We start from the raw sequence: 10,940 nt of genomic DNA on the forward strand, positions 1-10,940 counted from the left end.
CTGTCGATGAGGACACTCCGCACCACCCTGCGCGGCGCCGCCGTCGCGGCCGTCGCAGCGTCGCTCGCCGCGGGAGCCGCGGTGACCGCGTTGCCGGCCACCGCCGCACCGACCACCATGGACGAGGGCAGAACCATGGCCAAGGCATCCCTGGCGAAAGCTGGACAGGACGCCACATCGGCGGCCGAGCACAAGGCCAAGAAGCCGAAGAAACCCAAGAAGCCGAAGGTGAAGGACGTGGCGGCCGACCCTGACTTCGGTCCCAACGTCACGTTCATCGACGAGACGTGGACGACCGACCGGATCAACGAGTTCCTCGAGTCGGTGAACGACGAGGAGGAGTTCAGCCTCGACCGGCATCAGGTCTTCTTCGAGCCCGGCACCTATGGCAGCGCCGCCGGGCAGGACGACCCGGCCACCGCGACCGGCATCGTCAACGCCCACGTGGGCTACTACGAGTCGATCGCGGGCCTCGGCGCGCAGCCGGACGACGTGCACATCAACGGCGCACTGCACGTGGAACCTGTCGTGGGCTGCCCCAACGAGCCCTGGGCCTGCGCGGACCCCGGCTCGCTGACCCGCTTCTGGCGATCGATCTCCAACATGGGGATCAACCCGATCCAACGTCCGGTCGGCGAGGACGCGGCCCTGCCGTACCCCGCCGGTGTGACCGAGCCGCACCAGATGCGGTTCGCCGTCTCCCAGGCGGCGCCGATGCGGCGCATGGACATCCAGGGCGACCTGACGATCTTCGGCCGGTACGGCGAGTTCGCCTCCGGCGGCTACCTGGCCAACTCGCGCGTGTCCGGCACCATCGTGTCCGGCTCGCAGCAGCAGTGGTTCACCCGTAACTCCGAGGTGGGCGCCTGGGACGGCGGCGTCTGGAACATGCTCTTCTCCGGCGTGACGGGTGCGCCCGCCACCAACTTCGGCCAGCAGGTGGGCGAGACCGTCGGCGTGACGACGGCGGTCGACTCCACGCCGGTCAGCCGTGAGGCCCCCTTCCTGTACCGGGACAGCTCCGGTGAGCTCGCCGTGTTCGTCCCGAACGCGAAGACCAACAGCACCGGCACCGACTGGTCCACCGGCCCGGAGGCCGGCCAGTCGATCGACGTCTCCGAGTTCTACGTCGCCAAGGAGGGTTCTGACGACGCCGCCTCGATCAACGCGGCGCTGGCCGCCGGCAAGAACCTCATCCTGACCCCCGGCGTCTACGAGCTCGACGCGGCCCTGCGGATCGACCGCGCCGACACGGTCGTCCTCGGCCTCGGCTACGCCTCGCTCACCCCGACGGCCGGCAACGCCGTGGTCGAGGTCGGCGACGTGGCGGGCGTCAAGATCGCCGGCATCACCGCCGACGCCAACGTCCCCGAGTCGGAGACGCTGATCAAGGTGGGTCCGACGGGCGCCTCCGTCTCCGACGCCGCTGACCCGACCACGCTGACCGACGTCTTCGTCCGCGTGGGCGGCCCCTGGGCGGGCAAGGCCGTCACCTCCATCGAGGTGAACAGCCCCGACACGCTCCTCGACCACATCTGGGCGTGGCGCGGCGACCACGGCAACGGCATCGGATGGGACGTCAACACCGGCGCCCACGGCGTCATCGTCAACGGTGACCGGGTCACCGCGACGGGCCTGTTCGTGGAGCACTACCAGGAGGAGCAGACCATCTGGAACGGCGAGGACGGCCAGACGCTCTTCTACCAGAACGAGATCCCCTATGACGTGCCGAACCAGGCCGCGTGGATGGACGGCGACCGCCTCGGCTACGCCGCCTACCGGGTCGCCGACGACGTGCAGAACCACACCGCGACCGGCACCGGCACGTACTCGTTCTTCAACCAGGGCCAGGACATCCGCCTGGAGTCCGGCATCCAGGCGCCGAACGCGCCGGGCGTGTCGTTCCGGTCGATGACCGCGGTCTTCCTCAACGGCTCGGGCGGCATCAACCATGTCATCAACGACACGGGAGCCGCCGTCCAGCAGGGAACGCAGCGGACCCAGGTGGTCGCCTACCCGTAACCCCTCCCTGCCGAGGTAGTCGTCTGGCGAGGTAGTCGTGCAGCGAGGTAGTCACCCCGGGGTGACTACCTCGCCAGACGACTACCTCGCCAGACGACTAGCTCGGCGAAGGGGTTACTGGACCCCGACGATGTCCACCACGAAGACCAGCGTGTCCCCGCCACCGATGCCGGCCTGCGGCACACCGCGTGCACCGTAGCCGTGCTCCGGCGGGATCGAGAGCATGAGGCGGGAGCCGACGTTCTGGCCCACCATGCCCTTGTCCCAGCCACCGATGACGGCGCCGACGCCGATCGGGAAGTCGATGGTGGTGCCGCGGTCGTAGGAGTTGTCGAAGACGTGGCCGCCCCAGGTCTGGCCCAGGTAGTTCACCACGATGGTGCGTCCGGACTCGACGACCGGGCCGTTGCCCTCGGAGAGCACCTGCACCTGCAGGCCGGCGGGCGCGCCGCCCTCGGGGAACGTCAGCTCCGGCTTGTCACCGAAGGCGCCGGAGGCGGTAGGAAGCGTGGTCACGAGGATTGCCTCTCGATCGGGGTGGCACCGAGCAGCCCCGGCGCCGTTACCCGCCCACCCTATGCGGCGACGACGGCTGCCCGCGAAGCGACGGCCGCCCGCCGCAGCGCCTCCAGGGCCGCGACGACCGGAGGCGTGTGCGCCACCGCGTCCTGCACCACCGCGTAGATCGAGCGCACGGGCGTCGGCCGGACCACGGGCACCGCGACCGTCGCCGGCGGCAGGTGCACCGCCCCGAGCTCGGGGAGCACGGTCATCCCGATTCCCGCCTCCACGAACGCGACGGCCGTCGAGTAGTCGTGCGCCTCGACGCGGAACGTGGGGCTGAACCCTGCCGCCGTGCACGCCTCGAGGAGGTTGCGCCGGCACCAGCCGCGTGCGAAGTCGTTGTCGACCCAGGACTCGTCCGCGAGCTCGGCGAGCTCGATCTCGTCGCGGTCCGCGAACGGATGGCTCCGGGGCAGCACGGCGACGTACGGGTCGTCGATCAGGTGGTGCGCGGTGAACCCGCTGCCCGCCGCGAACCCGGTCTGCGCGACGCAGATCTGCAGGTCGGCGCGGTCCTCCGTCTTGTCAGGGATGTGCTCGGCCAGCTCCAGGTCGAGGCGGACGCCCGGGAAGTCCAGGGTGACGGCGCGCACGACGTCGGGCAGCCAGGCGGAGCCCACAGAGGCGAAGTAGGCGACCGAGAGCGAGCCGGTGCGGCCTGCTCGCAGGTCGGCCACCATGGACTCCGCCTCGCCGAGCCGTTCGAGCACGCCGTCCGCCTGGGCGGCCAGGGCATGTCCAGCGGCCGTGGGACGCACACCGCGGCCGTGCCGCGCCAGCAGCTTGAGGCCGGTCTCGCGCTGGAGCGCCGAGACGTGCTGGCTGACGGCGGACGGCGTGTAGCCGAGGTTCGCCGCGGCGGCCCCGATGGAACCCGAGGCGACGACCGAGCGGAACACGCGGAGGCGGTGGACGTCGAGCATGAGCCCACTGTACAGCGCGACTGAATTCAGATGAAGAAACAATCGCTGGTGCTTCACGGTGCTGCGGGGTCACCATCGTGACCATGACGAACACGACGGCCGACCACCGCCAGACAGCGCCGGACGCGCCCGGCAAGGTTGTGGCCATGTCCAGCACCACCACGACGGCCCTGGCACCCGCGCCCGTCACGCACCGCCTGCTCGTGCCCGCGGCCGCGGCCGTCACCGTCGTGCTCTGGGGGTCGGCGTTCATCGGCATCCGGTCGGCGGGCTTCGACTACTCGCCGGGTGCCCTCGCCCTGGGCCGCATCCTGGTCGGCACCCTCACGCTCACCGTGATGGCCGCCCTCGCGCGCAAGCTCCGGCTGCCGAGGGGCCGGACCCTGGCGGGCGTCGTCATCTGGGGCGTGCTCTGGTTCGGGCTGTACAACCTCGCCCTGAACGCCGCGGAACGCACCCTCGACGCCGGCACCGCGTCCCTCCTCGTCGGGCTGGCGCCCATCCTCATCGCCGTGTTCGCGGGCATCTCGCTCGGCGAGGGCTTTCCGGCCCGGCTCCTGGCCGGCATCGGCATCGCGTTCGTCGGCGTCGCCGGGATCGCGCTGGCGACGTCGAGCGGCGCCTCCAGCCCGGTCAGCGTCGCGCTGGGCCTCGCCGCCGCCGTCGTCTACGCGGGCAGCACCATCCTGCAGAAGCGCCTGCTGCCCCACGTGGACTCGCTGACCATGACGTGGCTGGGCTGCCTCGCCGGAACCGTCGCGTGCCTCCCGTTCGCGCCGGCGCTCCTGGACGAGCTCGCCACGGCGCCGACGTCGGCCACCCTGAGCATGGTCTACCTGGGCGTGTTCCCCACCGCCATCGCGTTCGCGACCTGGGGCTTCGCCCTCACCCGTACGACGGCGGGCCGGCTCGGCGCGGCCACCTACGCGGCCGCGCCGCTCGCGGTGCTCATGTCGTGGGCGCTGCTGGGCGAGGTCCCGGCCCCGGTCGCCCTGGTCGGCGGGACGCTCTGCCTCACCGGCGTGCTGGTGGCGACGCTGCGGCTGCGCTGAGCCGTTGGTGCACCGATAAACCACGTAGGATTGCGCTCGAGATGAGCGCCCGATGACAGCACCGAGAACGCCACAGAAGCCGCGCGGCAGCGGCCGCCCGACCATCAGTGACGTGGCAGCGCTCGCCGGGGTCTCACCCGGTGCGGTCTCGAAGGTCTTCAACGGGACCGGCCGCATCTCGGAGGCCACGTCGGAGCGCATCCGCGAGGCCGCCCGGAAGCTCAACTGGCGCCCGAACGCCGCGGCGATCGCCCTGCGCACGGCCCGCGCGCAGGCGATCGGCCTGGTGCTGACGAGCGACTCCACCGTGCCGGGTGTCGGCGCGGGCAACATGGACTTCATCTCGGGCATCGAGTCGGTGCTCAGCCCCCGCGAGTACGGGCTGCTGCTGAACGTGTTCATCACCGGGCAGCACGAGGAGGACCACTTCTACCGCACGCTCGCCGAGCGGCAGCGGATGGACGGCATCATCCTCACCAACTCCCTGGTGGGCGACACCCGGCCCGAGCTCGTCGCTCGGCTCGGGCTGCCCGCCGTGCTCGTCGGCGCGCCGTGGAAGCCGGGCGCGATCGAGTACGTCGACGCCGACCCGCCGAGCGCGGGGATCGCGGAGACGGTGGACCACCTCGTGGCCCTTGGCCACGAACGGGTCGCGTTCATCAGCGGGCCCAAGAACTTCGTGCTGCCGGTGCTGCGGCGCGAGGCGTTCGTGCAGCGGCTGGCGGACCACGGCCTGCGCCCCCACTCGGTCATCCCGCTCGAGTACTCCCCCGCCAAGGCCGCCGAGGAGACCACGCGGCTCCTGGCCGGCGCCGAGCGTCCGACGGCGATCCTGTACGGCACCGACACCATGGCGATCGCCGGGATGCGCACCCTTCAGGCCGCCGGCCTGCGCGTGCCCGACGACATCTCCGTGGTCGGCTTCGAGGGACTCGCCCTCGGTGAGTGGGTCGATCCCCCGCTGACGACGGTCCAGCGGTTCGCCTTCCAGCGCGGCCGGGCGGCCGCGGCCAAGGTGCTGACGCTCCTCGGCGAGACGGTGGACGAGCCGGTGCCGCTCGAGCAGCCCACCCTCGTGGTCCGCGGCTCGACGGCGCCGCCCCCCGCCACCGTCGTCTGACGCGGCGCGGGGGCGGCCGCCCGTCCTGCCGTACCGCCTACCAGTCCAGGTGGACGGCCGCCAGCTCGTGGACAGGGGGCAGCAGCAGCTCGAGCCGCTGCCCGGACCGGCTCGCGTCGACGTCGGCCCACTCCTGACCGAACAGGACCCGCACCCGCACCTCCGTGCCGGCGGGCGCCCCGCCCGTCAGCGCGGCGACGCGGTCGAGGTCGACGACCACGCGCACGCCGTCCAGCGGCGAGACCGCCCGGCGCTGTCCGCGCATCATCATCGGGTCGGTCAGGTTGGCCGCCAGCACGGTGAACGACCGGTCGCCGGCCCAGGTCGCGACGTCGAGCACGCCTGTGCCGTGCACCTCGACGGACCGCTCGCCGCCCAGCCCGCCGCGGACGAGGTTGCCCAGCAGGACCAGGTGATCGGCCTGGAGCGCCTGCCAGTAGAGCTCGGCCACGTTGAAGCCGACCACGTCGACCCTCCCCGCGCCGAGACCGGCGCTGAACACCGCGGGGTCGGTCGGCAGCGACCTCGGGTAGACCTCCTCCATCGGCAGGTCGGGGTGGTCCGGCACGAAGCGCCAGGAGACGCCGTGGTCTCCGCCGAGCGGGCCGAACCGCACCAGCCGGGTGCCACCGACGATGCGCACCGCGTCGCCGAAGCCCTCCTGCATCGCTCCGCCCGGCTCCCGCTGGACGTAGTTGTTGCGGACTATGCCGTCGCGCCGCTCGGCGATCTCGACACCCAGCAGCTCGGTCACCAGCGCCCCGCGTCCGGCGACGTCGGGCCCGCCGCCGGTCAGCAGCAGCGTGCCCCCGCCCTCGGCGAAGGCCCGCAGGGCGTCGGCGGCCGCGGCGTCGAGCGACGCGACCTCCGGCAGGACGACCAGGCGCACGCCGGGGCGGGCGAGCGTCGGCAGGGAGCCCTGCCCCACGTACTCGAACGGGACACCCAGCTCGACGAGCATCTGGTAGATGCCGGTGGCCGCGTCGCGCACCCGTGCCGACGCCGTGTGCTCGTCGGCGTCCCACACGAGCACCTCCGCCGCCGGCGTCGCGCCGGCCAGGACCGCGTCCGCCGCACGGTGCAGCCCGAACGCGCGCTCCACGGCCGGGATCCACCGCGGGTCGTGGATGCGGGCCGCGAACTTGGTGTACCAGGGGAAGGCGCCGTGGACGAACCCGTCGACGATCCACCCGGTGGTCTCGACCGCCGCGTTCACCGAGTCCTTCCAGCGAAAGCTGTGCGACTCCGGCCCCACGGAGGTGATGAGCCCGACGGGCTTGCCCGGGTGCAGTGCACGCACCCGCTTGGCGTCGCGGCCCGCCGCCCAGAGCGCCTCGCCGTCGCCACGCGCCTGATGGTCCACCAACAGGAACGGCACGGACCTGGCGACCCGGGGCTCCAGGTCCGCCGCGGTGAACGAGCCGAGGTTCGGCACGAACCGGACCGCGGGCGCGACGTCCTGGACCGCCTGGTCCCAGTGCGCGACGAGGTCGCTGAGACGGCTGCGCCGCCACGCCCGGTAGGTCGCCCACGCCTCGCCGCCCGCCGGGTCGGCCGACGTCGGCAGCGCCCGCCCGGTCGCGGACCGGAACTCCCGCGCGGTCGACTCGGTGTAGCCGGGGCCGTGCCCCTGCCATCGGTTGGCGAACAGGGCGTCCACGTCGTAGTCCCGCGCGATCTCGCGGAGCACCTCCGTCGTCAGGTCCCAGCTGTACCCGCCGAACGCGTCGGTGAGGTAGATCCCAGGCATCGCCCAGTGCTCCTGGAGCTCGCCGTCCTCGGTCCGGGCGATCCACTCGGGCCGCTGGTCCACGACGTCGCGGTGCACCGCGTGCGGGTCCACCCGCGCCATCACCGCCATCCCGCGGGAGCGGGCCAGGTCGACCACCTCACCGAGCAGGTCCCGGTCGCCCAGGTAGACGCTGCGGTGGTGGAGCGGCACCTTGGTCGGGTAGTAGGCGATGTAGCCGCCGGCGCTGATGCACACGGCGGTCGACGCCGTCCGTTCCATCACGTCCGCCCACGCGTCGAGGTCGAAGTCGAGCGGATCGTTCTCCACGAACGTCAGCTGGGTCCAGCGGAGCCGGCCGTCCAGGCCTCTGCGCACAGCGCTCATTTGATTCCCGTCGTCGCGATGCCCTTGATGATGTAGCGCTGGGCGAAGATGAAGAACAGGACGATGGGCACCAGCGACACGAGCGACATCGCGAACATGGTGCCGATGCCGCTCTGTGTCTCGGTGTCGACCAGCGACTTCAGCGCCACCGGGACCGTGTAGAGCTCGGTCCGGGTCAGGTACAGCAGGGGGCCGAAGTAGTCGTTCCACGTCCAGATGAAGGTGAAGATCGTCGTGGTGATCAGTGCCGGCTGCATCAGCGGCAGGATCACCGACCAGAAGATGCGGAAGGGTCCCGCGCCGTCGATCATCGCCGCCTGGTCGAGCTCCCGGGGCAGCGCCCGGATGAACTGCACCATGAGGAAGATGAACACGGCATCGGTCGCCAGGAACTTCGGCAGGAGCAGCGGGAGGTAGGTGTTGATCCACCCCAGCTCCGCGAACAGGATGTACTGCGGGATCACGAGCACGTGGAACGGCAGCATGATCGTCAGCAGCGTCAGGGCCAGGTAGAGCTTGCCGGGCCGGAAGTCGAGCCGCGCCAGGGCGTAGGCCGTGAGCGAGCACGAGAACAGGTTGCCGAGCACCGAGCCGATCCCGATCAGCAGCGAGTTGCCGAGGAACAGCGTGAACGGGGCACCGAGCGCGTCCCAGCCGTCCAGGTAGTTGGCGAACGTCACCTCGGTGGGAAAGATCCCCGTCTGCGACAGGATCAGGTTGTTCGGCTTGAAGGAGCTCACCAGCATCCACAGCAGCGGGTAGAGCATGAGCAGCACGAACACCAGGAGCACCACGTGCCGCACGGTCCGGCTCAGCATTGAGGTAGGGGCAGCCATCATTCGTCTCCGTAGTAGACCCAGCGCCGCGAGACGATGAAGTTCGCCGCGGTGGCGGCCGCGATGACCAGGAGCAGCACCCACGCCATCGCGGACGCGTACCCCATGTCGAAGCTGACGAAGCCGCGCTGGTAGATGTAGAGCGTGTAGAAGAGCGTCGAGTCGAGCGGACCGCCGCTGCCGCCGCTCACCACGTGCGCCTGGGTGAACGCCTGGAAGGCACTGATCATCTGCAAGATCAGGTTCAGGAAGATGATCGGGGTGAGCAGCGGGACGGTGATGGACACGAAGCGCCGCACCCGCCCGGCGCCGTCGATCATCGAGGCCTCGTAGAGCTCCTCGGGGATCTGCCGTAGGCCCGCCAGGAAGATCACCATCGGCGAGCCGAACGTCCACACGTTGAGGACCACGAGGGTGGACAGCGCGAGCGACGGGTCCTGCAACCAGGAGCCCAGCTCGATGCCGAACACGCCGAGGAACCTGTTGACGAGGCCGGACTCACCGAAGATCTGCCGCCAGAGGATCGCGATGGCCACGCTGCCGCCGAGCAGCGACGGCAGGTAGAACGCGCTGCGGTAGAGCGACAGGCCGCGCAGCCCCTTGTCCAGCACGACGGCGAGGAAGAGCGCGAACCCGAGCTGGAGCGGCACCGACACCAGGACGTACACGAGCGTGACCCGCACGGCCGCCCAGAACTGGTCGTCGCCCGCCATCCGCACGAAGTTGTCCAGCCCGATGAACTGCGGCGGGCTCAGCAGGTCGTAGTCGGTGAACGCCAGCACGGCGGACGCGATCAGCGGGCCGGCGGTCACACAGACCATGCCGATCATCCAGGGCAGCAGGAACACGTGGGCCACGAGCCCCTGGCGGCGTGTACCGCCCGACTTCTTCGCAGTTCCGCGCCGCGTGCCCGGCCCGGAGGCGCCCGGCGCTCCCCGCGCCGGGCGCCCGGTGTCCCGCGATGACGTGAGGGTCATCATGCGCCCGCGATCTCGCCCTCGACGGCCTCGACGAAGGCCGCCGCGGCGTCGGGGACGCTCTTCTCCCCGAGGGTCACTTCCTCGAGCTCACGGATCAGGAGGTTGCGCCAGTTGCCCGAACCGGCCGGCGCCTCGAACCGCGGGCGCTGCTCGGTCTCGGCGATCTCCCGGGTGATCGCGATGACCTTCTTCTCGTCGGGCGTCGCGTCGGGCTCGTACTGGTCGAGCAGCTCGGTGTTCGGCGGCGCTCCCGCCGACAGTCCGACCAGGCTCAGCAGCTCCGGCGAGTTCAGGTTGAAGCCCATCAGCTGGGCTGCGGCCTCGGCCCGCTCGTCCGGGACCCCCGAGTACATCGCGAACCGGCTGTAGTACGTGAAGTGGTAGCCGGCGGCGGCGTCCTCCAGCGCCGGCACGTCACGCTGGTCGAACTCGTAGTCGGGGAACGCCTGCGCCTCGTCCACGATGTGGTTGGAGTTGGCGAACGTCGTGAGCACCTTGTCGCCGACCTGCGGCCAGGACGGTTCGATACCGTCCTGCTCGCTCATGGTCGTCGTCGCTCCGGCGCGCCGGAGCTTCTCCCACCAGTCGATCCAGGCGCCGACGCCGTCCACGCTCGCCCCCAGCGTGCCGTCCTGGGTCCACAGGTCCTCGCCGTGCTGCCGCAGGAACGACTCGAACGGCATGTCGTGGTACGGGCCGTAGCTCACGCCCTTGCGGCCGTCCGCGTTGTTCGCCGAGTAGTCGACCAGGAACTCGGCCAGGTTGTCCCAGGTGAGCTGCTCGGGCAGCGCGGCGCCCGCGTCCTCGAGGAAGGTGGCGTTGTAGCGCAGCACCGGGCTGAACAGCGACTTGGGCAGCGTGTTCAGCTCCCCGTCGAGCCGGAACGTCTCGAGCTGCGCGTCGCTGAACGCGGCCAGGTCCAGGCCCGCCGCGCCGTCGAGGTCGCGGTAGAGCCCGGCGTCACGGTAGGTGAGCACCGCCGCGGACGGGATCCAGAAGACGTCGGGCACGTCCCTGGCCGCCATCTGCGTGGTCATGCGCTCCTGGTAGGCGTCGTAGTCGCCGAACTCCGGGGCGACCTTGATCTCGGGGTGCTCGGCGGTGAACGCGTCCAGCGCCTCCAGGTAGGCACGCTGTCGGTCGGAGCCGCCCCACCACGCGAAGCGGACGGAGCCGTCTCCGCCGGAGCCGGACGGTGAGCAGCCGACGAGGGACATGGCGGCGATCGAGAGCGCGCCCGCGCCCGTCCAGGTGAGGAACGACCGGCGTGTGAGGTCTGACATGGTGTCCTTCTTTCAGTACGTCGTTGTACGGATCACTGCGGTGT

At 71.0% G+C, this 10,940-nt stretch carries 9 protein-coding genes; 3 read left to right on the forward strand and 6 right to left on the reverse strand.

Going from position 1 to position 10,940, the window contains the following annotated elements; translation table 11 throughout:
• Positions 1 to 6: 6 nt before the first annotated feature.
• Entirely contained in the window at positions 7 to 2,022 is a 2,016-nt protein-coding gene (locus ACYVK7_RS02790; protein ID WP_460886149.1) for an adenylyl cyclase, read from the forward strand.
• Between the two features lie 114 nt (positions 2,023 to 2,136).
• On the opposite strand, the gene ACYVK7_RS02795 is transcribed toward ACYVK7_RS02790, so the two are convergent.
• On the reverse strand, positions 2,137 to 2,538 hold the full coding sequence (locus tag ACYVK7_RS02795; RefSeq protein WP_460886150.1) for an FKBP-type peptidyl-prolyl cis-trans isomerase: 402 nt from the start codon (positions 2,536 to 2,538) through the stop codon (positions 2,137 to 2,139).
• A 59-nt stretch (positions 2,539 to 2,597) separates the two neighbouring features.
• The gene (locus ACYVK7_RS02800; protein WP_460886151.1) at positions 2,598 to 3,509 is read right to left on the reverse strand and encodes a LysR family transcriptional regulator; all 912 of its coding nucleotides are present in this window, start codon (positions 3,507 to 3,509) and stop codon (positions 2,598 to 2,600) included.
• 83 nt (positions 3,510 to 3,592) lie between these two features.
• Here ACYVK7_RS02800 and ACYVK7_RS02805 point away from each other — a divergent pair, with 83 nt between their 5' ends.
• Together ACYVK7_RS02805 and ACYVK7_RS02810 are read left to right on the forward strand one after the other, a co-directional pair.
• Complete coding sequence (locus tag ACYVK7_RS02805) at positions 3,593 to 4,561, forward strand: DMT family transporter (protein WP_460886152.1); 969 nt, start codon at positions 3,593 to 3,595, stop codon at positions 4,559 to 4,561.
• Between the two features lie 52 nt (positions 4,562 to 4,613).
• The gene (locus ACYVK7_RS02810; protein WP_460886153.1) at positions 4,614 to 5,681 is read left to right on the forward strand and encodes a LacI family DNA-binding transcriptional regulator; all 1,068 of its coding nucleotides are present in this window, start codon (positions 4,614 to 4,616) and stop codon (positions 5,679 to 5,681) included.
• Between the two features lie 37 nt (positions 5,682 to 5,718).
• Here ACYVK7_RS02810 and ACYVK7_RS02815 read toward each other — a convergent pair whose 3' ends face one another.
• The 4 genes from ACYVK7_RS02815 to ACYVK7_RS02830 are packed head-to-tail and all read right to left on the reverse strand — an operon-like array spanning position 5,719 to position 10,896.
• Positions 5,719 to 7,797 carry a family 10 glycosylhydrolase gene (locus tag ACYVK7_RS02815; protein WP_460886154.1) on the reverse strand — a complete coding sequence of 693 codons (2,079 nt, stop codon included), beginning with the start codon at positions 7,795 to 7,797 and terminating at the stop codon, positions 5,719 to 5,721.
• Positions 7,794 to 8,633 (reverse strand): carbohydrate ABC transporter permease, encoded by an 840-nt coding sequence (locus ACYVK7_RS02820; RefSeq protein ID WP_460886155.1) that lies wholly within the window; start codon positions 8,631 to 8,633, stop codon positions 7,794 to 7,796. Before ACYVK7_RS02820 ends, ACYVK7_RS02815 begins: the two co-directional genes overlap by 4 nt.
• Entirely contained in the window at positions 8,633 to 9,610 is a 978-nt protein-coding gene (locus ACYVK7_RS02825; RefSeq protein WP_460886156.1) for a carbohydrate ABC transporter permease, read from the reverse strand. The genes ACYVK7_RS02820 and ACYVK7_RS02825 overlap by 1 nt, the downstream gene beginning before the upstream one ends.
• Positions 9,610 to 10,896 carry an ABC transporter substrate-binding protein gene (locus ACYVK7_RS02830; RefSeq protein ID WP_460886157.1) on the reverse strand — a complete coding sequence of 429 codons (1,287 nt, stop codon included), beginning with the start codon at positions 10,894 to 10,896 and terminating at the stop codon, positions 9,610 to 9,612. Before ACYVK7_RS02830 ends, ACYVK7_RS02825 begins: the two co-directional genes overlap by 1 nt.
• Between the last annotated feature and the right edge of the window lie 44 nt (positions 10,897 to 10,940).

This window comes from Promicromonospora xylanilytica, from assembly GCF_054782895.1.

Coding starts and splice junctions, on each gene's coding strand:
- ACYVK7_RS02815 (WP_460886154.1), bottom strand. CDS start 7,797: ATGAGCGCTGTGCGCAGAGGCCTGGACGGCCGGCTCCGCTGGACCCAG.
- ACYVK7_RS02825 (WP_460886156.1), bottom strand. CDS start 9,610: ATGACCCTCACGTCATCGCGGGACACCGGGCGCCCGGCGCGGGGAGCG.
- ACYVK7_RS02790 (WP_460886149.1), top strand. CDS start 7: ATGAGGACACTCCGCACCACCCTGCGCGGCGCCGCCGTCGCGGCCGTC.
- ACYVK7_RS02830 (WP_460886157.1), bottom strand. CDS start 10,896: ATGTCAGACCTCACACGCCGGTCGTTCCTCACCTGGACGGGCGCGGGC.
- ACYVK7_RS02800 (WP_460886151.1), bottom strand. CDS start 3,509: ATGCTCGACGTCCACCGCCTCCGCGTGTTCCGCTCGGTCGTCGCCTCG.
- ACYVK7_RS02805 (WP_460886152.1), top strand. CDS start 3,593: ATGACGAACACGACGGCCGACCACCGCCAGACAGCGCCGGACGCGCCC.
- ACYVK7_RS02820 (WP_460886155.1), bottom strand. CDS start 8,633: ATGGCTGCCCCTACCTCAATGCTGAGCCGGACCGTGCGGCACGTGGTG.
- ACYVK7_RS02810 (WP_460886153.1), top strand. CDS start 4,614: ATGACAGCACCGAGAACGCCACAGAAGCCGCGCGGCAGCGGCCGCCCG.